We start from the raw sequence: 21,402 nt of genomic DNA, 5'->3' as shown, positions 1-21,402 counted from the left end.
ATGCAAACGCCCCGGATGCATTCTTTTTACCGAGGCGCCGTTGCCCGTTGGCGACTGTCCAGCCAGCGCTAGATCGCGGCGTCGCCCGCTTCTTTCGTCCTGATGCGGATCGCGTTCTCCACCGGCGTGATGAAGATCTTCCCGTCCCCGACCTCACCGGTGCGAGCAGCGTCGCCGATTAACTCCACAACCCTGTCGACGTGCTCGTCGCGGACCACGATTTCCATCTTCACCTTGGGCAACAGCTTGATGTACTCCGTCCCCCGGTAGATTTCACGGTGACCGCGCTGCAGTCCGCAGCCCAGCACGTCGGACACCGTCATCCCATGGATACCGAACTTATCCAGGGCCTTTTTGACGTCTTCAACCTTGGTTGCCCTGATGATGGCTTCGATCTTCTTCACGTGACTTCCCCCTTTGAGAGTTGACTTTAATCCCCAAGAGAGCCGGCCCCCCCAAGAAACTGAAAGGCGCCCGCACATGGGCGCCCTCGTAGGCCTCGATACGACTTTGTATCATGCCCTTATTATATTACGCCGTCCTTACTTGTCAACTACAAATTTGCTGGATTTCAGGAAATTAATAACACCTCGCAACCCCGAAGAAAATGGCAACATCCGCCTCCCGGCCGTCATAAGATGAAGCGTGACAACGGCGGTCACTGTTAATCCGATGGTCTTTCAGCAAGGGCGCTGGAAGCGGCATGCTTACGACGCCCTTTTACTTTGCCCGGCCTCAGGCCGGCCTCAAACACAGCTTTTAAAACGTTTCTCGGAGGGGATCGACAATGTGCGGAATCGTCGGCTGGATTGACTGGAACAGGGATCTGACCCGGGAAGGGCCGGTACTTGACAGCATGACCGGAACCCTCGCGGCCCGAGGGCCGGATGCCTCCGGCACCTGGATATCGCGGCACGCGGCGCTGGGTCACCGCCGCCTGATCGTCGTCGACCCGGTGGGCGGGGCCCAGCCGATGACGCGCGAGCGGGACGGGCGCAGCTATACCATCGTTTACAACGGCGAGCTGTACAATACCCCCGAACTGCGCTGCAAACTGGAGGCGCGCGGGCACGTCTTCCTCACCCGCAACTCGGACACCGAAGCCCTGCTGATGTCCTTCATCGAGTGGGGGCCGGCCTGCGTCGAGCGCCTTAACGGCATCTTCGCGTTCGGCGTCTGGGACGAGACGGAGCAAACCCTCTTCCTGGCCCGCGACCGCCTGGGAGTCAAACCGCTTTTCTATACCGTACGGGAAGAGACCTTTATCTTCGCTTCCGAACCGAAAGCCATCCTCGTCCATCCAGAAATCCGGGCGGAGGTCGACGCCGCGGGGCTGGCCGAGCTCTTTTTCATCGGCCCGGCACGCACCCCCGGGCAGGGTGTCTTCAAGGACATCGCCGAGCTCAAGCCCGCTCACTCTCTGATCTTCAACCGGAGCGGCCTCCACATTTACGAGTATTGGTCACTGGAAAGCCGGCCCCACACCGACGACCTAGAAACGACCGCGGCCACGATCCGGAAACTGCTGGAGGACACCGTCCAGCGCCAGCTGGTGTCCGACGTCCCTGTCTGCACGTTCCTGTCCGGGGGGCTCGACTCCAGCGCCATCACGGCCTTTGCCGCCGCCGCCTACCGCAGGGAAAGAATGGGGCCGCTGCACACCTTCTCGGTCGATTACGCGGGGAACGACCGTCACTTCCGGCCCAACCGGTTCCAGCCCGACTCCGACGCCCCGTGGGTAAGGCGTGTTTCCGAAGCCGCCGGCACGGTCCACCATTACGTCACGGTCGACACGCCGGAACTCTTGGAAACCCTGAAGACAACCGTTCTCGCCAACGATCTCCCGGGCATGGCCGATATAGATTCGTCCCTGCTGCTGTTCTGCCGCGAGGTAAAAAAGGAAGCCACCGTCGGCGTTTCCGGGGAATCCGCCGACGAGGTGTTCGGCGGTTACCCGTGGTTCTACAGCAAGGAGGCCCTGGAAGGGGATACCTTCCCCTGGATACGCATGACCCGGGAGAAGGCGGCCCTGCTTGCGCCGGAAGTGATCAAGGCCATTCGTCCCGAGGAATATATCGCCGCGAGGTACCGCGAGGCCGTCGCCGAGGTGCCCCGGCTGAAAGGCGAGGACCCTTTCGAGGCGCGGATGCGGGAGATGTCCTACCTTAACATCCGCAGGTTCATGCCCACCCTCCTCGACCGAAAGGACAGGATGAGCATGGCCGTCGGTTTCGAGGTCCGCGTACCATTCTGCGACCACCGCCTGGTGCAGTACGTGTGGAACATCCCCTGGCGCATGAAAAGCCACTGCAACCGGGAAAAGGGCATCCTCCGCCTGGCCCTGAAAGGCGTGCTGCCCGACGACGTCCTCGAGCGCCGCAAGAGCCCCTACCCCAAGACGCACAACCCCGCTTACCTGGCGGCGACGCGCGACTGGCTGCTCAGTATTCTCGACGATCCGGCATCCCCGCTGCTTCCTCTGCTCAACGTCCCGGCCGTGCGCAGGGTCGCCGAGTCCGGCGGCGGATCCTTCAACCCAGCCTGGTTCGGCCAACTGATGGGCGCGGCTCAGCTCTTCGCCTACCTCGCGCAGGTAGACCTGTGGCTCCGGCACTATAAAGTGGGTATTAGGCTTTAGGTGTTAGGTGTCGGACTTAAAAGCATTCCCGTTCAGGCATTCCCACAACAATCCAATACCAATACCCAATGCCTAAGACCTTCGTTTTGGCAGAAGTTACAACTACCTCCCCCAGTCACCGCAGCCGCCCCTCGACATAGCATGTAGTGATGCCGGAAGCTGTCGACTTACAAATAGCAAAGCGCTGTACTGCACGAGCCAATGTCACAGCGCTCCATCAATGTTTTTGGGGGAGGCGTGATCTGTGGTCAAAGGAAGGTCAAAGAAAGTTTTTCCGGGAGGCAATACCTGCAAAGGATTTCATTCCTATTACGACTACATCATCAAGCCGGACGCAACGAGAATCCTCGTCATCAAAGGAGGTCCCGGCGTAGGCAAATCCACCTTCATGCGGGCCATCGGCGAGGAGATGCAAAGGCGCGGGTTCGACGTAGAATTTCACTGCTGTTCGTCCGACAACGGCTCGCTGGACGGCGTCAAGATACCGGCCATCGGCGTGGCTCTGATCGACGGAACAGCTCCGCACATCGTCGATCCGAAACACCCGGGGGCGGTGGACGAGATCATCCACCTCGGTGACTACTGGGACGAGGCCAAAATGCGGGCCGCTAAGGACGACATTCTCCGGGCCGCCGCCAAGGTGGGGCGGTTCTTCCGCACCGCTTACAGCCACCTGGCCGAGGCCAAGGTGGCGCGCGACGAAATGAGGGACTACGTCGACGAGGCCACCAACAAAACGCAGTTAAACCGACTGACGCAAGAGCTGATCAGGGATGTCCTTGACAGCGTTCCCCCGCAGTACCGTTACTTCCCCAAGATCCGCCGTCTCTTTGCCTCCGCCATCTCTCCCCAGGGGGTCGTCCACTACATGGAGACTCTCCTGGCAGGGCTCAGGAGCATCTACATCCTCAAGGGCATGCCCGGCACGGGACGGGCGAAGGTGCTGGCCCGCCTCGCCGACGCCGCCGAGATGCGCGGACTGGATACCGAGATCTACCACTGCGCCCTGGAGCCCGAAGAGATCGAACTGCTGGTCGTCCCGGCCCTGGAAGCGGCCTTCCTCAAATACTCCGAGGAGATCGGCTTCGACGCCTCGGGGCTGGAGGGCGTCAACATCACGGTACTGGACCTCTACCAGTATATCGACCGCCGGGCCCTCGATCCCTTCATCCCGGCGATGATGGAAGCCCAGCAGCGCTTCCGGACCTCGCTGAACCGGGCGATCCGTAACATCGCCGACGCCAAGCTGACGCATGACTACCTGGAGAGCTTCTACGTTCCGGCGATGGACTTCGAGGCCATCGGCAGGAAACGCGAAGAAACCCTGCAGCGCATCCTCAAGTGGGCGGAGGAAATCCAGGTTGGCAAGCTGCCCCGCGTCAGCGCAGGGTGAAACCGGTGAAAGCCACCACACTATTTAAACTAATAAGCCCTTGGTCATGCCAAAAGGCAAGTCCAAGGGCTTTACTTTACTTACCTTACCTGTGAGCTGTCTCGAAGACCGGTAAGCGGTCCAGCTCCGATGTAAGTAAGCATTTAAGCGCTCATGGCGTTTTGAAGGCTTCAGTAGAAACCGCACCTGGAAGCTAACTCCAAGTTTCACCGTCGAGTACCCTTCCATGGGTCCTACAAACCCCTCCCCACTGTTTAAAGAAGAATGGTACCCCGTAGGCTTGTCAAGCTGACAGTTATCTGTCACTCAGGGACAAGTTAACCATTCTAATCAGTTTACCAGATAAAGCAAGCACGTGACAAAGGTTGTCTAACGTCCGGGGCGTACGGAGCCGCTCGAACAACCCGATTTCCATCGCAGAGACAAGCACACAATACTTTTTAAAGCTTTCTGCGCACTGAAACAGGACTTCATAAAGAGGCGCGACCGGCGCGTCGGGCTCAAGCAACAGTCGTCTCTGATTTCCGGGTCTTTAGGGGTCATAACATGTCTCTCCTTTCAAAAAGCCTTCCGCCGACCTGCACGCGATTGGGGCGGCGTTTTCAGCTTCCCGCTTGCGCCTCGTTGAAACGTTTGACCTTCTTTTTCGGAGACAACCAGTTGGCCAGCAGAAAGATAAGGGTGGATACAATGACGATGGTGGCACCGCACGGCCAATCGGCGTAATAGGCGGTAACCAGGCCCGTCCAACAGGAGAGGACGCCGAAAACGGCGGCAAGAACGAACACCCGGCGCAAATCGTAGGTCAACTGGTAGGCCGCCGCCGCTGGGTTAAGAATGAGGCTGTACACGAGGAGCCCGCCTATCGGGTAGAGGCTGGCCGCCACCGTCAACCCGGTAAGAAACAACAACCCGTAAAACACCCAGGTGGCCGGCAAACCCACAGCCGCCGCGATTTCCCGGTTGAAGAGCAGCGCCTGGATTTCCTTGAAGAAGACAACCACCACGCCCGTGGCCAGCAGAGCACTGGCCGCCAGGATAAGCAGGTCGGGTAGCCTGATCATGAGGATGCTGCCCCACATTATGCCCAAGACTTCGGTCTTGGGCCCCGCCATCAGGCCCATAAACAGAAAAGCCGTCCCCATCATCAAGGTGAAGACGATACCAAGGGACGTGTCCGGGTTGAACTCGCCGCGGTCGGCCAGAGGGCCGATGGCGGCGGCGGCGGACAGGCTGAAGACGAGGGCCCCTCCGAGCGGGTTAAGACCGGCGAAAACGGCGATGACAGCCCCGGCAAAAGCGGCATGCGAAAGGCACACCCCGATAAAAGAAAGGTGCATGCTGACCACCAAGACCCCCACCAGGGAACAGGCAACGCCACCGAGGAGCCCCGCCAGAAGGGCGTACTGCATGAAGTCGTAACCGAAGGCGCTCACGCCGAACAACCTCCGCCGAAGACGGCACGCAGGCGGGCATCGGACAGCGCCTCCCGCGGAGGCCCGAACGCCGCCAGGCGGCCGCGGCATAAAAGCGCTACGCGGTCGCACATATCAAAAGTCTCCCGGGGATCGTGGCTAACCATCAATGTCGTCAGCTTGCGTTCCAGATGGACCCGCCTGATCAGGGACAAGACCTGCCGCTGCGAACGCCAATCGAGCGACACGGTGGGCTCGTCCAGGAGGAGTATACGCGGCTCCTGGGCTAGAGCCCGCGCGATGGCCACGCGCTGCTGTTCTCCCCCCGAAAGATGCCCGAAGGGGCGATCGGCCAGGTGCGACAGGCCCACCAGTTCCAGGTATTCGTCCACCAGCCGCCAGTCGGCGGGGCCGGGGCGGCGGAACAAGCCCAGCCGCCCGGCGCGGCCCATCATCACCGCTTCCCGTACGCGCACCGGCACGCGCGGGTCGACGGGGACATTCTGCGGCACGTAACCGATCAGGCGCCGCAGCGCGGTAGCCCGGCGGTCGGTGCGGAATTCCCGGCCCCGCCGCCCGGCGGCCAGGCGTTCCCCCAGTACAACAGCCTCGCCGCGCAGCAAACGGCCGAGACCGTTGACCACCGTCAACAGCGTGGTCTTGCCGGCACCGTTGGGACCGGCGATGCCGACAAACTCACCGGCATATACGTCCATGGTGACGCCGCGTAAAGCCACGTCGTCCCGGTAGGCTACAGCAACATTACGCAAACCGATCGCTGTTTCCCTCATATATGCCCATCCCTTTCGCCGTACGAAGCTTTCGGTACTAGGTCCTTCGTCTGATCCCGGTTTCCGTCCAACCTGTGCCTCTCTGTAAACCCTCAACTTATCCAAGGGAGAAGGCAGCCGGATGAGGCTGCCTTCTCCCTTGGGGAAGGAATTGTATAGGGAAAGAGAGGGACGGGAGAAACCACAAAACAAGAATTTACCAGCACCTTGATACAAGTTACGTCCCGGGGCGGACGCCGGTCGCCACAAACCGGTCCGCCCCGTCGGTAACGCTGACTCCCGTAAAGCCGGCCCGGACTAAAATCTCGGCCAGTTCGGCGGCCGGAGGCAAAAGGTGATCGGCCACCGGCCCGCCGATCTGGCGGTGCATACGGTTGACTTCATCCCGGCTCTTCGTATGGCAGACGGTCAGGCATCCTCCCTCGGCCAAGACCCTATGCATTTCCCGCAAGGCGCCGGGGATGTCGGGAAAATGCGGCAGGGCGTTGTTGCAGAAAACGGCATCGAAGTATCCGCCGGCGAAGGGCAGGCTCATTACGTCGGCCTCGATGAAGACGGCGTTGGGGCCAAACCTTTTGGTGCGCGCCTGTTCCAGCATGGCCGGCGCAAAATCGGCGCCGACCACGCTCCCCTGTTTCCCCACGGCTGCGAGTAAAAGCAGGGTCAGGACGCCGGTGCCGCAGCCGACGTCCAGAACACGCATTCCTTCCCGCAACCCGCTTCCGGCGACGATCTCCCGCAACAGGGACGTCTGGTCGTCCGCCGCCAGGCCGTCCCATTGTGGAGCAAGGCGGTTAAAGTAATCCCGCAGCATTTCCGGCGAACCTCCGTTGAAATTGTCTTAACCCTCGACGGCTTTCAACACCAGGGCGACGTTGTGCCTGATAGCTTCCTCCCAGGAGGCCGTGTTCGGCAGACCGCCCGGGAAGTTGGAGAGAGTAACGTGTTTGGCGCCCAGTTCCTTGGCGATGCCGACGCCGGCCTCGTGTCCGCTCTGAAGGTTGTCAATGACCAGCTTCACGCCCTCGCTCCTGGCACGGTTGAGGAGTTCCTCCAGTTGTTTGGGCGTGGTGTCCTCCGGGCGTCCGTACACCGCAACGACCGGAAAGCCCATCCACTTCACGAAACCCGCCTGCATGTCGGCGCAGAGCACCTTGACCTCGCCTGCCCTGGCCTGCTCAAGCCGGGCCTTTAACTCCCGGCCGGTTTCCTCAACCCTCTTCTTGCGCGCGGCGGCCGCCTCACGGTAGGAGGCGGCGTTATCCGGGTCGGCCGCGGCCAGCGCGTCCGTCACGGCGTCGATGGCCTGAACTTGGACGGGAGGAGCCATCCAGTTGCCCTCCAGGTCCAGGACAACCTTTTGCAGCCCCGGGTTGGCAGCCGACTTTATGAGTTCCTCGGAGAACTTCTTGCCCTGCCAGCCGTGCATCAGGAAGAGCTTGGCCTCCGCCAGGCATTTGAGGTCACCCGGCTTGACGTCGAAGTGCCCCGGGCAGGAACCGGGCGGAATGATGTTGGTCACCTGGACCCTCTCCCCGCCCACCGACTTAACGATGTCCTCGATCAGGGTCGTCGTGGTCACCACCTGGAGCTTGGGCGCGGGCGCAACATCCGCGACCGGCTTGTCCTTCCCCCCGTCCGGGGAGGAGCAGCCGACAACCGCGGCCGCCAGAGCCGCCACCAAGAAAAGCAAGAAAATGAGCCGAAAGGTCCTGGTCGTCACTGCGATATTCCTCCTTGCATATAAAATCAAGTACCGGCCCGGCCAAACAAAAAAAACCACGTCGGCAGCCCTTAGCCGGGCTTGTACCTCCGTGGTACGCGCTACGAACACAAATCACCCAAGAGGGGTTAGGCAGCTTCGGCTGCCGCTTTATGGTCATTATAAACCCTGCCCCGGCAGTTTGTAAACCCTGATTCGGCAAGAGAGGGTTATCTTCCCGCGGGGGCTTTCACGCCGAAACCCTGACTTCCGCGCCGGGGACTGCGGGTCGGAGGGCAGTTGCGCCAGGCCATTTATCCAGCAAGGTCTCCGCGGTCTTGAGGTCGTTTTTGGTTTTCTCCGCCGCCGCCCGGTAAGCCCCTACCCGCACCTGCCGCGTCGTCCACAAGGCCGAAACCGTTATGCTGAGGATAACGATCAAGGCCACCGGGATAATAAAGCGGTAGCGGATAGACAGGGAATTGAACATGATTAAGACCCCTCTCGGAAATGTAAACCTCTGCCCTTATGGTTAGAACAAGCGTAGCAAAAGATTATTAAGAAACGGCGAAGCGTATGTTAAGGCCCATGTTAGAGAGGGAATATTGACCTGCTGTTGGGCTTCCGTAAATATGGCACTAAGTTTGGGCTAAGATCCTGTAAAGATTTATTTTACATTGTGATGTATCTTCGATGGGGATACGTTACTAAGGATTGACATGCGCCGTGGGGCAAGAATATAATTGTCGTGACAAATTTATCGGCGCCGAATGACAAGGGGTTCTTATGAAGTACGTTTTGGAGGATTCCATCGGTTTTCTTTTAAGCAGAACGCACACGAGAGCAAAGAACGAACTGCTCCAAGCACTCAAGCCTTACAACATCACTCCCGAGCAGTGGGGGTTGCTGACCCGCTTGTGGGAGGAGGACGGGATTTCGCAAAAGGAGCTGGCCAACAGGATCTTCAAGGACCAGCCGACCACCGCCCGGATCCTCGAAAAAATGGAAAAGAAGAAGCTGATTGCCCGGCAGCCGGACCCCGTTGACGGAAGGGTATCTTTGGTTTTCTTGACTGAAAAAGGGCGCAGTTTGAGGAACGAATTAATCTCTAAAGCTACGGGCGTGCTGGAGAAGGCTTTGCAGGGCTTTTCGGATGCTGAAGTACAGCAGTTGAAGAAGATGCTCAACAGGATTTTTCACAACCTCAAATAGATTTTTACCTGGCGCTTTCGTCAATTTAATGTTGTTTAGAATACAAAACCCCGGTCTTTGAGCCGGGGCTTCCAACCGCGATTGGCGGTTTTTTACTGCTTCACCTTGTACTGCGGCTCCTGCTGCTCGATGTAGTTGACCCTGCCCTTGAAGCTGTCGATGATCGACCCCAGTTGCTGTTCGAGGTCGGCAAACATTTGCTTCGCGGTTTTGTCCTGCGTGTCCAGGGCGAAGGAGGCCATGCTGGCCTTGGCGGACTCCAGGCTGGCCAGGGTCTGGTGCATTTTGCTTCCTATAGTCACTTGCGTTTCTCCTTTCTGATAATAGTGCTGACAGTGCTCTATAACCTCCGAGCCTAGTTTTATACGCCCCGGCGGCGGCGATACCCGCAAAATAATGCCAGACCTGGAAAAGCAAGAATGTACGGGAAATGGCGGCATGCGGCGGCAGCGAACCGCATCACTTGCTCCTTGAAGTTCTACATCAGATGCTTGAGACGGCATTCCAGGAACCGGCGCGAGATGCCCAGGTACTTCGCCGTTTTGGTCTTGTTGCCCTTATGCATCTCCAAGGCTTTCAGAATAATGCGGTCGTTGTATTCCTTAAGAGGCAGGCCGTCCGGAGGAAGAGAAAAGCCGGTGTAGTTCAGTATGCAGGACTCCGGGCATTCGCCGGTTTCGGCCGGGTTACCGGCTTTCTGTAGCATGCCCAGATGCGACGCCTTCAGCTCGTAATCGTCCCACATCGCCACAACCAGCGCGATAACGTTCTTCAGCTGTCTGACATTGCCGGGCCAGTGGTACGACAGAATAAGTCCCGGGCATCCCGCCTTATTAGGTAAAGCGTTTTCTTTTCTCGTGCGCGAAATTCGGCCAGAAACATCCTGGCGAAGGGCAGGATTTCCTCGCTGCGCTCGCGCAAAGGCGGCAGGTGGATGCGGGCGGCGTTCAGGCGGTAGTAGAGGTCGAGGCGAAAAAACCCCAGCTCGACCCGTCCGGCCAGATCGGCGTTGCTCGTCGAGACGATGCGCAAGTCCACCTTGACTTTTTTCAGACCGCCCACCCGGTAGAACGCCTTATCCTCGATCATTCTCAGCAGCTTCGGCTGGACCGCGGGGTGCAGTTCCCCGACATGGTCCAAGAAAAGCGTGCCGCTCTGGGCAAGGTCCAGTCTTCCCTTTTTCCCCTTGGGCAGGGCCCCGTTGCAGGCTCCGGGGGCGTAGCCGAACAGGTCGGCCTCGAAGCTTTCGGGAGCGATCACCGCGCAGTTGAGTTCGATAAAAGGAGCGATGACGTTGTCTTCACCGCAATGGATGTACCGGGCGACGACATCCTTGCCCGTCCCCGTTTCGCCCTCGATCAATACCGGTATCGTACGGTCGGCGTGGAGTTGCCGAGCCTGTTCCACGACCTTTTGCATCGCCCCGGAAAACATGCAAATCTTTCCGCCGCCGATCGTTCTACAACCCGCATTTTCGACCCTTCCCGCACACTCTGCGCGAGTCAACCCGCTTTCCTGCCTCAAGCCAGGGTATTTAACGACAAGCTCGACGGCCTTTTGCGCTTCCTGGACGCCGACCGGCTTGCGCAGGCAGCCGTAGGCGCCGGCCTCCAGGATTTCCACGGACTTGTACGCCGCACGGTCACCGGTAAGGAGAATAACCTCGATGTTTTGATACGCCGGCGATCCCCGAATCCGGCGCAACAGTTCAATCCCGGACATCCCGGCAGATCGGCGTCAACAAGAACTAGATGGAACACGCCGGCGGCGATGCTTTTAATACTGCGGCAGCGTTGCTGCATTCCACAACGTTGTGGTTGAGCTCCCTTAAAGACTTGGCCAGGGCGGTGCGACTTCCGTCGTAGTTATCCACAAGAAGGATGTTCATCAGTTTCTCCTCTCACCGTTAGCCATCGCCCCCATCTAGTTCTCTTGTTTCCCGATACACAGGACATTTTTGCATTTTAGTCTAAAGAGATAAACCTTGCCGGCAAGTTACATGAACGGCAAATAAATGGCTTACGCTAGAAAAGCTCGGTTTTGTCGCCAACTGACGTTAAAATTAAACCATCCGCGAATACTATAGACCCATATAATGGTACGTTTGTTCATCAAGTTTGTGCAAACAAGCCTTTGCTTCAGAAGAAGACGGCTCTGGGATCAGCGCAAGCGGTAAACGTTAGGTTTTCGCTTTTTTGACCGTGCAGTTCGAAGATTGATCCAGGCGCCAAATATGCACCGATCAGTACAAAGTACGCATTTGGGGTTAACGGTTGTGTACACTATAACCTCCTCTATAAATTGATTAATGGTTATTGGGAAATTAGGTCTTCAACCAACGGGGTCAACTTACAACAACAAATATTCTATTTCCGGAGATTCCATAGTTTTCGACATTAGTCGACATTCTTTTTAGAAGCGTTCTGCTTAAGTTCTTCTGTTACAAACCGAAATAATTGTTATAGTAAGCATTCTTTGTCCGAGAGAGGTGAAACGTTTGCCTGACGAACAGGTTGTAGTCTTTGAATTGGCCGGCAACCGTTACGGGGTCGAGATCTCCAGCGTGCACGAGATTCTGAGGATCACCGAAATCACATCGATGCCTGAAATGCCGGCGCATTTTGAAGGCGCGATCAATCTGCGCGGGGTGGTGGTGCCCGTGATTAACCTCCGCAGCCGTCTCGGCCTAGCCAAAGCCCCCGTCGACCAAAACACCAGGATCATCCTGGTCAGCTCCACAGACAGGGTTTTCGGGCTGATCGTGGACCGCGTGCTGGAAGTGAACACGTACTCAGACGAAGAAATGGAAGCAGTCGATACGCTGGGAGCAGGTAACGGCGTCGTGCGGGGCATCGTCAAGAAAGAACAGTCGCTGTGGCTGATACTTAACCTGGAACACATTGCGTAGAGATTGCAACGTTAAATCTACCCGAAATCTACCCGTTGAGGAGGCACTTGAAGTGAAGTTATCGGTGGGTATGAAGATATGCGGCGGGTTTTTGATCCTGCTGCTGCTTTTGTCGGTGGTCGTAGTCGAATCCGCCCTAGTAATGAATGCGGTAATCTTCCACGCGGATGATGTTAACACGCGTATACAGCATCTGAATCTGGAGTACCAGATTGCTGACGCTTTTAAGGAAGCCTCCAGGGATATCAAGGCGTACCTGCTCTACGGAGACGCCAAATACGCTAACGAGTACGCGAAGAACATTGAAACGACGAAGTCGTTGTTGCAGCAACGCCTTAATAACTGTAGCGCCGAGGCGAAGCCCAAGCTTGAGGAAGTGCTTCAAAATGTATCCGAGTTTGACCAGTATATTTCCGGCCAGGCCATTCCTCTCGCAAAACAGGGCAAGACCGCGGAAGCCATTGCCATTGCCCGACAGTACAACAATTACGACACTAATGTCAATACCGTTATGTTTGAACTGGTTCAGGAAAACCGGCAGAAAACAGACGGCGTCATTACCAGTATGGTGAATTCTGCGGGCAAAAGCCGTGCTACAGCACTCACGGCAAGCGGGGTTGCAATTTTTGTAGGTCTAGTCATCGCCGTCTTCGTCACGCGTTCCATCACGGGGCCGGTCAAGGTGATGATGGACGGCGTCAGGCGCGTGGCAGACGGCGACTTCACCCAAGCAATCAACATTAAGGCTAAAGATGAGATAGGCCAGTTGGCCCAGGCTCTTAATCAGATGCGAGAACAGCTTAAGGGCCTCATCGCCAACATTACGGGGATCTCCCAGTCGCTGGCCGCACACAGCGAAGAACTGGCCGCGTCAACCGAAGAGATCAGCGCCACCATCGAGGATGTCGCCGGCACCACCTCCGAGGTGTCAGATTTAGCTGTAAAAGGGAACGAAACCGTAGCGAACACGGTGGCCAAGATCAACAGCATCGCCACGGTAACCCAGCAAGTCAACGCCGCCGTCCAGGAATTGGGCACCATTTCCAAACAGATCGGCGACATCATTAATGTCATCACCGGCATCGCCGACCAGACCAACCTACTGGCGCTTAATGCCGCTATTGAGGCGGCCAGGGCGGGCGTGCAGGGGCGCGGGTTCGCCGTCGTGGCGGAGGAGGTCCGCAAGCTGGCTGAGCAGTCGGCGAACGCCGCCAAGGAAATCGCCGGATTGATTACCAGGGTTCAACACGGCGTCAGCCAGGCTGTCAGCGCAATGGACAAGGGAATCACGGAGGTGCAAAGCGGCGTCCAGGTGGCAAATACGGCGGGCAGAGCGCTCCAGGAAATCAATGAAAGAACCCAGCAACTTGCTGCCGCGACCGAGCAGACCTCGTCCAGCATTCAGGAAGTTGCGGCCGCCGCCGGCGAGCTCTCCAAAATGGGCGAAAAACTCTCGGGATCTGTGGCCAGCTTTAAAGTTTAGGATGTTGTCAAAAGTGTTTGGTCAGAGATTCCAAAGAGAACTGCACCACACGGACAACATCGAGAACGCGCTTTTCCGCCTGGCCGTCGGCCGGTTCGTAATAGCCCACACCGCGGAGTGGGCGCGGTATAAAGCCGGCGAAGCGGCCCTGGAGGCCGAGCACATGGCGTCCGCGGTCCAGGAACTGGCCGGTTCGGCCGAAGAGATCAACGCATCCATCGAGGAAGCCTGGCGACACTGGTCTAGCTCGCCGAGAGCGGAGAAAACAACAAGACCGGGCTAGCGGAAATGGAAACCTTGCTCACCGAAGGGCAGCGCTGGCATCCAGGCCGCCGCCACACACCTGGAGGAAGCCAGCATGCGATTGAGGCAGGTGCACGAAATCGGCGAGCAGGTCGGAAAGGTCGCCGACCAAACCAACCTGCTGGCGCTGAATGCCGCTATTGAAGCCGCACGGGCCAGCGAACAAGGGCGAGGCTTCGCCGTAGTCGTGGACAAGGTGCGCAAACTGGCCGGCCAAACCAAGGAAGCGGTCGGCACGGTACGGATGGCTAGCCGGCGAGATGGGCCGGCTGGCCAGGCTGGGCCAAACGGACCGGAAAAGATGCCGAAAGCATCGCTGGCATTTTTAAGCATTACAACGGCAAGACCAAGCACCTAGCCGTTTCCCTGCGCAAAAACCTCGAACAGATAAACCAAGCAGCCGCGGCCAGTAACGAAATCACCAAAAGCGGTGGAGATTCAGGCGTCAGCCACTACGCTGCTGGCAAAGTCGGGGCAAAGACTGGCCGCCATCCTACCTTCGGGTCTTGGTGCCGCGCCAATGCCAGTCACCTGCAGGAGGCAGTCGGGAAGGAGCTTCTTGATACGATTAAGGCGGCGGGCGAATCAACACCGTTGCGGCTACTGGGGGCCAGGCTGGCGGACCACGCCGCTTTCTTAGAACGGGAACTGGCGGTACGGTCACCAGCCACACCGATTGCGCCTTCGGACGCTGGTACTTCAGCGAAAGCCGCCTACGGCCACCTGCCCGCCTTCAGGCAGCTCGATATGCCGCACAAAGCCCTGCACAACATGGCGGCCGATCTGGTTCGCCAGGCGAAAGCCGAGACGGCGGCCGAGCTGGCCGAAACATCGCTTGAGCTCCTCAAAGGCTTCATTTCCCTGAAGAAGGCCATAGCCGAACTCGCTGCAAGCCGGGCCAGGAACGGGGGACGGGCATAAGCGCCGGCCGCCGAGCTACCGGCCGAGGGCCGGGGCCCGCTCCCGTGCTTCTCCGGCCCGTCTTTTCTCTTTAAAGGTCGCCAGTACGGTGTAAAGCGAAGGAACGACGATCAGCGTAAGCATCGTTGAAAAAAGCAGGCCGGAGATGATCGTCACCGCCAGCGGGGTAAACAGGGGATTCCCGGAAAGGGCCAGCGGCGTCAGGCCGGCCACGGCCGTCATAGATGTCAGGAGAATCGGGCGCAGGCGCGCTTCGCCGGCCTTGATGACCGCCTCTTTAAGCCCGGCGCCCGCCGCGCGTGCCTTTTCGATAAAGTCGATTAGCACGATCCCGTTACGCACGACGATCCCCGACAGGGAAATAACGCCCATCATGGTCATAAAGCCCAACGGGGTCTGGGTGACGAACAGGCCGATCAGGCTCCCCGCCACCGCCAAGTACACCGTGCTCATCACCAGCATGGGCAGGCTTAAGGAATAGAACTGGATGGCGATCTGGATGAAAATCAGGAAAAAGACGACGATCGAAAGTTTGCCCATGTCGATGAAGATGTCCGTCTGTTCGGTAAACTCCCCGCCCACTTCCCAGCGGTACCCCTCGGGGAGCTGCATTTTCTCCAAGATAAGAAGGATGTCCTTATTGACCTCGGTGGCCGTCCGGCCCCGGACGTCGCCTTTAATGGTAACCGCCCGCGCCAGATTGCGGTGGGGAATGGTCTGGATACCGAAGGAAGGCTTGATTTCGGCGATCTCCGCCAGCGGAATCTGCTGCCCGACGGCGTTGGGAACGGTCAGGCGCTGAAAAACAGCCAGGGGGTCGCGTGCCGACCCCTCGGCGTACAGGTTGATGTTGATCAGGTCCTTGCCGTCGTCGAACTGGCTGACGGTGATCCCTTCGCTGGCCAGGCGCAGGGTGCGCGAGAGGTCGGCGTAGGTCACCATCTTCTGCTCCATCATGGCCTTGTTGACCTGGAACTCCAGCGTGTTGTTGTCCAGGCCGAAGTTGTCCGTGATGTTGTAGGCGCCGGGCACCTTCGAAATCCTGTCTTTCACCTGCTGGGTGAGCATCCGCAGTTCCGCGATGTCGTCACCGTAAAGGTGGATTTCGATCGGGTCTCCGACGGGAGGTCCCGTCTCCAGTTCAAACGGGTAAACGGTCACGCCCGGGTACTTCCGGCCGAGTTCCTTGCGCCAGGAATCAACAAGCGCCGCCGTATCCACCTTGTCAGGGTCGACCTTGGCCATCACCAGCGCGTTTTCCTCGGCCACCTCATCGAGCGCCGTTCCGCCACCGAACCACATGTAAGCCCTTGCTCCGGCACTGGCCGCAACCTCGTCGACTCCGGGCTGTTCTGCGACCCATTGCTGGATTTCCCGCACGACGGCGTTTGTCTGCTCAACATTACTGCCCTTCGGAAGGCGAATATCAATCGGTATTTCTTCACGGTCCGCCGCCGGGAAGAGTTCAACAGGCGTTAAGGGAATCAACCCGTAGGCCAGGGTTGCGACCAGCACCCCGATTGCGCCGGTACGCAACGGCCGTCTGAGGATCAGCGGCATCAGCCGCCCTGCGTACCACCCGGTGAGGCGGACAAGCTGCCGGCCCAGGAGCCCGGCCGGCTTTTCTTCATGGTTCCCGTTGCGCAGGTGCCGGGACTCGTACCAGTTCCTGAAGATGGGGATGATGGTCAGGGCCATGACCATCGAGGCCAGCATCGTAAGGCTGACGACGATGGGGATCGGGCGGATGAACTCGCCGGAAATGCCCCCCAGGAACATCAATGGGCCAAAGGAGAAGATGGTGGCCAGGGTCGCCGTCAGGATGGAGGCGGCCACCTCGCGCGGACCGTTAACCGAAGCCTCGTATGGAGATTCACCCAGCACGAAGAGCCGGCGCTCGATGTTGTCGTTGACGACCACGGCGTCGTCCACCAGGACCCCGAGGACCACGATCAGGGCGTAGATCGTGATCATGTTCATGGTTACGCCGAGCGACGGGAGGAAAACCAGCCCCACCGCCATCGAGATGGGAATGGCGACGGCTACCATCAGCGCCGTGACGAAGTTCAGCCCCAGGCTGCAAACCAGGATCACGGCCGCGACGGCGATAATGATCTCCCGGATGAGGTCCCCGAACATTTCATTAACGTTCTTGCTTTGAGAGAAGACGGGTTCTACCTCTACCCCCGGGGGCAGGGATTTCTTCAAATCCTGAATCGTCGCATCGACGCATCGCTGCAGCGAGGGAACGTCGGTGCCCTTTTCGACGTTGATGCCGAGAATAACGGCGGGCTTTCCGTTGTGATAGACATATACTTCCGTGTCCTTGTCCGTACGGTAAGCCCGGCCGACGTCTTTGAGGTAGACGGGAAAACCTTCGGGCGTGCGGGAAACGATCACCTTGTTGAGGTCTTCCCACCGGTAGCTTTCGGGTAGAACCAACTGGTAGGTCCGCCCGGCGACGTCTATGTTGCCGATGGGCACCCGCTCGTTTTCCGCCTTGACGGCCCCCATCACCTGCATCCACGTGATACCGTAATGCTGGAGCTTCCTCGGGTCAATTTCCACCCGGATCTCCTCGTCGGGCAGCCCTTCCACGACCACGTCGGCCACGGCAGGTATGGTACGGATCTGATCCCGCCAGATCTCCAGGGTATCCCGCAGGCTGTAGAGCTGCTCGCGGGTTTGGGCCGTGATATTGACGGTGTAAAAGGCGGCGCGGGCCAGGTCGTCGTTGATGGCGGGTTTCTCGGCCCCCTCGGGAAGGTCAGCTTCGGCGTCCTTGACCTTCTTGCGCAGCTCGTCCCACTTCTCCTTGGGGTCTACGCCGTCCTTCAGCCAGATCACGATCGAGGAATAGCCGGAACCCGAATAGGAGCTGATGGTCTTAACGCCCTGGAGTTCCTTGATCTTCTGTTCGAGCTTTTTGGTAACGGTCTGCTCGACCTTCTCCGGCGAGGCCCCGGGATAAACAGTGGTAACGGTCGCGACGCTGATAATCACGTCGGGCTGCTCCTGGCGGGGGAGCTGGAAAACGGTCAGCAACCCGACGGCGATGACCATGACGAAAAAAAGGATGGTTATTTTGCGCTTGCGCAGCAGGAATTCGATCACTTACCGGTACCTCCCGGCTGCTCGATGGGATCGCCGTCAAAGAGCAGGTCTGCGCCCTTGACAATCACCTGATCGCCCGGCTTCAAGCCGGAGAGGATCTCCAGCCGGTCGCCGTACAGCTCGCCGATGGTAACCGGGGTTTTTACCGCTTTCCCCGCAGCAGCCAGAAAGACATAAGGTTTCTCCTCGCCGCGGTTGATCACGGCGCCTACCGGCACGAACAAGCCTTTCTTCATTGCAGCGGCGCGGGTCGCGTTAACCACCTGCCCCGGGAGCCAGTCTTGTTCCGTGTTGGGCACGCTGACCTCGACCCCCACCGTGCCCGTACCCTGGTTGGTTGACGGGAAAACGCGCGCCACTTTGCCCTTGCGGGTCCGGCCGTAAAGAGAGAGGATGACTTCATCCCCCGCCCGCCAGGCGGCAACATCTTTATCGGGGACCGGCAGGACGACCTTCAAGGGGTCGAGCCGGCCGATACGATAGACCGGGACACCGGGACTGACGAGCTGCCCTACAGCCGAAAGCTTATTCAAGATCGTGCCGCTGACCGGCGATTTCAAAAGCGCCTTGTCCTGCAGCAGGGCCAAGCTCTGCTGGGCCTGGAAAAGATCCGCTTCCGCCACGGAAAGGCGGTTTTTAGCGTTCTCGAAGTCAAGTTGCGAGATGGCCCCCGCAGCGTGGAGCTGTTCCATGCGGGCGTAATCTTCCTTGGCCTGCCAGTAATTAACCTGGGCCTTGTCAAGCCCCGCCTTCGCCTGCGTCATCTGGAGGTTGTACTCGGCGGCGTCCACCCGGGCCAGGACCTCGCCCTCTTTAACCTCGTCCCCTTCGCTGACGCGCATTTCTAGGATGCGGCCGGCCACCTCAAAAGACACCATCGATTCCTCGCCGGCCTGCAGCACCCCGGAAAATTCCGAATGGCGGCCCGCCTTTCCAGGAGTCACCGTTATCGTTTCCACCAGCTTGGGCTCCGCCGTTTCCGCGCTGGTGTCTCCGCGTTTCTTTTGACCGCCGGCAGCCGCGACCAGGCCGACGGCCGCGACGACAGCCACCAGCACCAGCAGGAGCCGTACCTTTTTACTTCTAACCATCCGAACATTCCTTTCGCCTTTTTCTTTTGGGAAAACGTTCAAGCACACGATCAACCTTATGAGGGCCTTAGTATGTTAATACCTGTCAGCCTTTCCCCAGGTTTCAAAAAAACAAAAAGGGCAACATCCATGTCCCCAATTATCAAACGCAGCCTGTCAAGAGAACGCCTGAAGACCGATCCTGCGGCGTCATCGCCGGCTGCCGTTTGCCAGGGCCAAGTTGCACGTTGTGATTCTACTGAAAATAATTCCAAAACTCAATACTTAAATTGGCTGATATAAAAAATCGGAAAACCCTCTAGGGATAATCTAACGCCCACTCACCAAACCTAATGACCGTGCCACCATGATCTTCATCGGGGCGCTGCTTACCGGCCTAGGGCTTTTCAACAAGATCATCCGTTACGCAGGGGCCGGCTTGGCCGTGCCGGTAACCGGCTTTGCCAACTCCGTCGTGGCCTCGGCCCTGGAGTTCAAAAGAGAAGGCCTGATCTTCGGCGTGGGCAGTAAGATGTTCATGCTGGCGGGCTCGGTGATTACGTTCGGCGTGGCGACGGCATTCCTCGTAGGGCTGATCTACGCGTTATTTGTCTTCTAGATCTACTAGATCTACCCGGTGTTCAGCGCTGTTCCGGACAAAGGGTGAGGAATTGGGCGCTAAGAAAATCGGAAAACAGACTTACAAGCCGGACAATCCTCCAGTGATCATCAGCACGGGGACGGTGGTCGGACCCTTTGAAGGCCGAGGCCCTTTAAAAGACTACTTCGACCATATTTATACCGATCTGACGGCCGGAGAGCGCAGTTTTGAAGCCGCCGAGAAAGAAATGATGCTGAACGCCTGCTTCACCTGCCTGAACAAAGTCAACGTAACCCCACAGGAGGTCGACTTTTTCCTGGCCAGAGACTTGCTGAATCAAACAATTACCTCACGGTTTTTCGGCCCTGGAACTGCGCATCCCTTACCTCGGGATCTACGGCGCCTGCTCCACGTCGGCGGCAAACCCCACCGGGTCGTGCGGGGCGCACACCAGGCTGTTCACGCCGTTGATCAGGTTATCTTTGAGGCCTTCGGAGAAGGGGGCGACGACGGGCAGCCCCGAGGCCATGGCCTCCAGGACCACGTTCCCGAACGTCTCCGACATCGAGGGGAAAACGAAGATGTCGCTGGAGGCGTACATCGCGCGAAGCGGTTGTCCCGTCAGGTAACCGGTGCAGGTAATGCCAGGACGCGCCCACGCCCTCACCCGCTGCATCATCGGCCCGTCACCGACGATAAAAAGGTGCAGCCCGCCGGGGTAGTCGGCGTCGAGGAGGTCGAAGGCCTCGAGCAACACATCCAGGTTTTTTCCGCGGCCACCCGGCCCACGTAAAGGAGGACCATCTTTCCAGCGACGCCGTAATCCCGGGCGATGATGTCCGACCTGTTTTGCGGGGTGAACAAGTCGCTATCCACGCCCCGCACCCAGAACCGGAGGTTCTTAATGCCCCGGGCGGCCAGTTTGTCCCTGGTGGCCTGCGAGAGGCACAAAGTGAGGTCGTACTGCCGGTGAAACCAGGTCAGGAATTTCCACAGGGGTTGATGCAGCGCCGCCAGCCGGTAATAACGCAGGTAGACGTCGAAGTTGGTGTGGCAGGACGTCACCGCCGGGAGTTTTCCGGCCCTGGCGTAACGCAGCCCGCAAAGCCCCAAACCGAAAGGGGTGGCGATGTGGACCAGGTCGGGGCGGAACCCGTCGAGGATCTTTTTGATACCGCGGTAGCCCGGCAAGGGCCAGCCGGCATTCGGGATAGAGGAAGAAGCGCGTGCTGAAGGACCCGGTGCACGTTCGGACGGTCTCCCGACGGGCAGCGGAGCGCCGGGGCGAAAACCATGTGTTCAGACTGCGCGGCAAGATAGGACGACAGTTTGGCCATCGTCCGGGCGACGCCGTTCAGTCGCGGTGGGTAGGTATCGGTAAAGAGGGCGACACGCGTGTGGATCATCCCCTCCGGCCCAACTCTCTTAAGACCTATGTTAGGGAGGGGATATTAACCTGCCGTTAGGCTTCCGTAAGTATGGCGCTAAGTTTGGGCTAAAATCCTGTAAAAAATACTTTACAAAGCGGGAATACGTTGGTTCCCCCCGTGCTCACAATTGACGCGCGGCGTACGGCAGGGATATAATTGCCACGACAAATTTATCGGCCCTGGACCGAAGAGGAGTTCGCATGAAGTACGTTTTAGAAGATTCGATCGGATTTCTTCTGAGCAGAACCCATACAAGAGCGAAAAACCAACTGCTGCAGGCCCTGAAACCTTACAACATCACTCCCGAGCAGTGGGCGTTGTTGACCCGTTTGGGGGAGGAGGACGGGATCGCCCAAAAAGAGCTGGCCCAAAGGATTTTCAAGGACCAGCCGACTAAACCCTAGACTTCCCTACCGCGAAG

At 58.5% G+C, this 21,402-nt stretch carries 25 protein-coding genes and 3 pseudogenes; 14 read left to right on the top strand and 14 right to left on the bottom strand.

The window, feature by feature from the left end:
- Nucleotides 1–68: 68 nt before the first annotated feature.
- Complete coding sequence (locus ACUM6F_RS04165; protein ID WP_425621045.1) at nt 69–404, bottom strand: P-II family nitrogen regulator; 336 nt, start codon at nt 402–404, stop codon at nt 69–71.
- Nucleotides 405–787: 383 nt separating this feature from the next.
- On the opposite strand from ACUM6F_RS04165, the gene asnB reads away from it, so the two are divergent.
- Both asnB and ACUM6F_RS04155 read left to right on the top strand, forming a co-directional pair.
- Complete coding sequence (gene asnB / locus ACUM6F_RS04160; protein WP_445348469.1) at nt 788–2,638, top strand: asparagine synthase (glutamine-hydrolyzing); 1,851 nt, start codon at nt 788–790, stop codon at nt 2,636–2,638.
- Between the two features lie 244 nt (nt 2,639–2,882).
- On the top strand, nt 2,883–4,031 hold the full coding sequence (locus ACUM6F_RS04155) for a PRK06851 family protein (protein ID WP_445348468.1): 1,149 nt from the start codon (nt 2,883–2,885) through the stop codon (nt 4,029–4,031).
- A 602-nt stretch (nt 4,032–4,633) separates the two neighbouring features.
- Here the strand turns inward: ACUM6F_RS04155 and ACUM6F_RS04150 are convergent.
- The 5 genes from ACUM6F_RS04150 to ACUM6F_RS04130 all read right to left on the bottom strand — a co-directional run bounded on the left by ACUM6F_RS04150 (nt 4,634) and on the right by ACUM6F_RS04130 (nt 8,429).
- Entirely contained in the window at nt 4,634–5,467 is an 834-nt protein-coding gene (locus ACUM6F_RS04150; protein ID WP_445348467.1) for a metal ABC transporter permease, read from the bottom strand.
- Entirely contained in the window at nt 5,464–6,237 is a 774-nt protein-coding gene (locus ACUM6F_RS04145; RefSeq protein ID WP_445348466.1) for a metal ABC transporter ATP-binding protein, read from the bottom strand. The genes ACUM6F_RS04150 and ACUM6F_RS04145 overlap by 4 nt, the downstream gene beginning before the upstream one ends.
- Nucleotides 6,238–6,454: 217 nt before the next feature.
- A complete protein-coding gene (locus ACUM6F_RS04140) occupies nt 6,455–7,051 on the bottom strand; it encodes a class I SAM-dependent methyltransferase (protein ID WP_445348465.1) in 597 nt (198 codons plus the stop codon).
- A gap of 27 nt (nt 7,052–7,078) precedes the next feature.
- Entirely contained in the window at nt 7,079–7,960 is an 882-nt protein-coding gene (locus tag ACUM6F_RS04135; RefSeq protein ID WP_445348464.1) for a metal ABC transporter substrate-binding protein, read from the bottom strand.
- Nucleotides 7,961–8,189: 229 nt separating this feature from the next.
- Nucleotides 8,190–8,429, bottom strand: coding sequence for a hypothetical protein (locus ACUM6F_RS04130; protein WP_445348463.1), 240 nt, complete (start codon nt 8,427–8,429; stop codon nt 8,190–8,192).
- Nucleotides 8,430–8,725: 296 nt separating this feature from the next.
- Between ACUM6F_RS04130 and ACUM6F_RS04125 the strand changes: the two genes are divergently transcribed.
- On the top strand, nt 8,726–9,151 hold the full coding sequence (locus tag ACUM6F_RS04125) for a MarR family winged helix-turn-helix transcriptional regulator (protein WP_425621037.1): 426 nt from the start codon (nt 8,726–8,728) through the stop codon (nt 9,149–9,151).
- Nucleotides 9,152–9,243: 92 nt separating this feature from the next.
- Here the strand turns inward: ACUM6F_RS04125 and ACUM6F_RS04120 are convergent, their stop codons facing one another.
- The 4 genes from ACUM6F_RS04120 to ACUM6F_RS04105 all read right to left on the bottom strand — a co-directional run bounded on the left by ACUM6F_RS04120 (nt 9,244) and on the right by ACUM6F_RS04105 (nt 11,039).
- Nucleotides 9,244–9,453, bottom strand: coding sequence for a DUF1657 domain-containing protein (locus ACUM6F_RS04120; protein WP_425621036.1), 210 nt, complete (start codon nt 9,451–9,453; stop codon nt 9,244–9,246).
- 176 nt (nt 9,454–9,629) lie between these two features.
- Nucleotides 9,630–9,926, bottom strand: coding sequence for a helix-turn-helix domain-containing protein (locus ACUM6F_RS04115; RefSeq protein ID WP_479684211.1), 297 nt, complete (start codon nt 9,924–9,926; stop codon nt 9,630–9,632).
- Nucleotides 9,923–10,873, bottom strand: a complete 951-nt coding sequence (locus ACUM6F_RS04110; protein ID WP_445348462.1) for a sigma-54-dependent transcriptional regulator — start codon at nt 10,871–10,873, stop codon at nt 9,923–9,925. The genes ACUM6F_RS04115 and ACUM6F_RS04110 overlap by 4 nt, the downstream gene beginning before the upstream one ends.
- A gap of 25 nt (nt 10,874–10,898) precedes the next feature.
- On the bottom strand, nt 10,899–11,039 hold the full coding sequence (locus ACUM6F_RS04105) for a hypothetical protein (RefSeq protein WP_445348461.1): 141 nt from the start codon (nt 11,037–11,039) through the stop codon (nt 10,899–10,901).
- 609 nt (nt 11,040–11,648) lie between these two features.
- Here ACUM6F_RS04105 and ACUM6F_RS04100 point away from each other — a divergent pair.
- From ACUM6F_RS04100 to ACUM6F_RS04075, 6 genes and pseudogenes are all read left to right on the top strand, one after another.
- Entirely contained in the window at nt 11,649–12,059 is a 411-nt protein-coding gene (locus ACUM6F_RS04100; protein WP_445348460.1) for a chemotaxis protein CheW, read from the top strand.
- 52 nt (nt 12,060–12,111) lie between these two features.
- Nucleotides 12,112–12,852: pseudogene (locus ACUM6F_RS04095) on the top strand (HAMP domain-containing protein); the annotation flags it as partial.
- Nucleotides 12,847–13,542 carry a methyl-accepting chemotaxis protein gene (locus ACUM6F_RS04090; protein WP_445348537.1) on the top strand — a complete coding sequence of 232 codons (696 nt, stop codon included), beginning with the start codon at nt 12,847–12,849 and terminating at the stop codon, nt 13,540–13,542. The pseudogene ACUM6F_RS04095 and the gene ACUM6F_RS04090, both read left to right, overlap by 6 nt.
- Nucleotides 13,543–13,555: 13 nt before the next feature.
- On the top strand, nt 13,556–13,825 hold the full coding sequence (locus ACUM6F_RS04085; protein WP_445348459.1) for a hypothetical protein: 270 nt from the start codon (nt 13,556–13,558) through the stop codon (nt 13,823–13,825).
- Nucleotides 13,826–13,900: 75 nt separating this feature from the next.
- Entirely contained in the window at nt 13,901–14,203 is a 303-nt protein-coding gene (locus ACUM6F_RS04080) for a methyl-accepting chemotaxis protein (RefSeq protein WP_445348458.1), read from the top strand.
- A 236-nt stretch (nt 14,204–14,439) separates the two neighbouring features.
- A complete protein-coding gene (locus tag ACUM6F_RS04075) occupies nt 14,440–14,766 on the top strand; it encodes a hypothetical protein (protein WP_445348457.1) in 327 nt (108 codons plus the stop codon).
- A 15-nt stretch (nt 14,767–14,781) separates the two neighbouring features.
- Here ACUM6F_RS04075 and ACUM6F_RS04070 read toward each other — a convergent pair whose 3' ends face one another.
- Together ACUM6F_RS04070 and ACUM6F_RS04065 are read right to left on the bottom strand one after the other, a co-directional pair.
- On the bottom strand, nt 14,782–17,880 hold the full coding sequence (locus ACUM6F_RS04070; RefSeq protein WP_445348456.1) for an efflux RND transporter permease subunit: 3,099 nt from the start codon (nt 17,878–17,880) through the stop codon (nt 14,782–14,784).
- Nucleotides 17,877–18,971 carry an efflux RND transporter periplasmic adaptor subunit gene (locus ACUM6F_RS04065; RefSeq protein WP_445348455.1) on the bottom strand — a complete coding sequence of 365 codons (1,095 nt, stop codon included), beginning with the start codon at nt 18,969–18,971 and terminating at the stop codon, nt 17,877–17,879. The genes ACUM6F_RS04070 and ACUM6F_RS04065 overlap by 4 nt, the downstream gene beginning before the upstream one ends.
- 346 nt (nt 18,972–19,317) lie before the next feature.
- On the opposite strand from ACUM6F_RS04065, the gene ACUM6F_RS04060 reads away from it, so the two are divergent.
- From ACUM6F_RS04060 to ACUM6F_RS12670, 3 genes and pseudogenes are all read left to right on the top strand, one after another.
- Nucleotides 19,318–19,569 carry a SpoVA/SpoVAEb family sporulation membrane protein gene (locus tag ACUM6F_RS04060; RefSeq protein WP_445348454.1) on the top strand — a complete coding sequence of 84 codons (252 nt, stop codon included), beginning with the start codon at nt 19,318–19,320 and terminating at the stop codon, nt 19,567–19,569.
- A 103-nt stretch (nt 19,570–19,672) separates the two neighbouring features.
- Nucleotides 19,673–19,852 (top strand): annotated as a pseudogene (locus ACUM6F_RS04055) (stage V sporulation protein AD); the annotation flags it as partial.
- 34 nt (nt 19,853–19,886) lie between these two features.
- Nucleotides 19,887–19,946, top strand: a pseudogene (locus ACUM6F_RS12670) (hypothetical protein); the annotation flags it as partial.
- On the opposite strand, the gene ACUM6F_RS04050 reads toward ACUM6F_RS12670, so the two are convergent.
- Both ACUM6F_RS04050 and ACUM6F_RS04045 read right to left on the bottom strand, forming a co-directional pair.
- The gene (locus ACUM6F_RS04050) at nt 19,946–20,308 is read right to left on the bottom strand and encodes a glycosyltransferase (RefSeq protein WP_445348453.1); all 363 of its coding nucleotides are present in this window, start codon (nt 20,306–20,308) and stop codon (nt 19,946–19,948) included. The pseudogene ACUM6F_RS12670 and the gene ACUM6F_RS04050 overlap by 1 nt on opposite strands.
- Nucleotides 20,227–20,763 (bottom strand): glycosyltransferase, encoded by a 537-nt coding sequence (locus tag ACUM6F_RS04045; RefSeq protein WP_445348536.1) that lies wholly within the window; start codon nt 20,761–20,763, stop codon nt 20,227–20,229. The genes ACUM6F_RS04050 and ACUM6F_RS04045 overlap by 82 nt, the downstream gene beginning before the upstream one ends.
- A gap of 14 nt (nt 20,764–20,777) precedes the next feature.
- Here ACUM6F_RS04045 and ACUM6F_RS04040 point away from each other — a divergent pair, with 14 nt between their 5' ends.
- Both ACUM6F_RS04040 and ACUM6F_RS04035 read left to right on the top strand, forming a co-directional pair.
- Nucleotides 20,778–21,017 (top strand): hypothetical protein, encoded by a 240-nt coding sequence (locus ACUM6F_RS04040; protein ID WP_445348452.1) that lies wholly within the window; start codon nt 20,778–20,780, stop codon nt 21,015–21,017.
- Nucleotides 21,018–21,181: 164 nt separating this feature from the next.
- Nucleotides 21,182–21,385 carry a MarR family winged helix-turn-helix transcriptional regulator gene (locus ACUM6F_RS04035; protein WP_425621028.1) on the top strand — a complete coding sequence of 68 codons (204 nt, stop codon included), beginning with the start codon at nt 21,182–21,184 and terminating at the stop codon, nt 21,383–21,385.
- The last annotated feature ends 17 nt before the right edge of the window (nt 21,386–21,402 follow it).

The organism is Desulforudis sp. DRI-14 (assembly GCF_052618305.1).
Note: the sequence above shows the minus strand (reverse complement) of the source record. Positions and strands in the feature narration are given on the sequence as shown.

Excerpts from the sequence above, each read along its gene's own strand:
- asnB (WP_445348469.1), top strand. The coding sequence starts at position 788 with ATGTGCGGAATCGTCGGCTGGATTGACTGGAACAGGGATCTGACCCGG.
- ACUM6F_RS04145 (WP_445348466.1), bottom strand. The coding sequence starts at position 6,237 with ATGAGGGAAACAGCGATCGGTTTGCGTAATGTTGCTGTAGCCTACCGG.
- ACUM6F_RS04140 (WP_445348465.1), bottom strand. The coding sequence starts at position 7,051 with ATGCTGCGGGATTACTTTAACCGCCTTGCTCCACAATGGGACGGCCTG.
- ACUM6F_RS04130 (WP_445348463.1), bottom strand. The coding sequence starts at position 8,429 with ATGTTCAATTCCCTGTCTATCCGCTACCGCTTTATTATCCCGGTGGCC.
- ACUM6F_RS04125 (WP_425621037.1), top strand. The coding sequence starts at position 8,726 with ATGAAGTACGTTTTGGAGGATTCCATCGGTTTTCTTTTAAGCAGAACG.
- ACUM6F_RS04110 (WP_445348462.1), bottom strand. The coding sequence starts at position 10,873 with ATGTCCGGGATTGAACTGTTGCGCCGGATTCGGGGATCGCCGGCGTAT.
- ACUM6F_RS04105 (WP_445348461.1), bottom strand. The coding sequence starts at position 11,039 with ATGAACATCCTTCTTGTGGATAACTACGACGGAAGTCGCACCGCCCTG.
- ACUM6F_RS04090 (WP_445348537.1), top strand. The coding sequence starts at position 12,847 with ATGCGAGAACAGCTTAAGGGCCTCATCGCCAACATTACGGGGATCTCC.
- ACUM6F_RS04080 (WP_445348458.1), top strand. The coding sequence starts at position 13,901 with ATGCGATTGAGGCAGGTGCACGAAATCGGCGAGCAGGTCGGAAAGGTC.
- ACUM6F_RS04065 (WP_445348455.1), bottom strand. The coding sequence starts at position 18,971 with ATGGTTAGAAGTAAAAAGGTACGGCTCCTGCTGGTGCTGGTGGCTGTC.
- ACUM6F_RS04060 (WP_445348454.1), top strand. The coding sequence starts at position 19,318 with ATGATCTTCATCGGGGCGCTGCTTACCGGCCTAGGGCTTTTCAACAAG.
- ACUM6F_RS04035 (WP_425621028.1), top strand. The coding sequence starts at position 21,182 with ATGAAGTACGTTTTAGAAGATTCGATCGGATTTCTTCTGAGCAGAACC.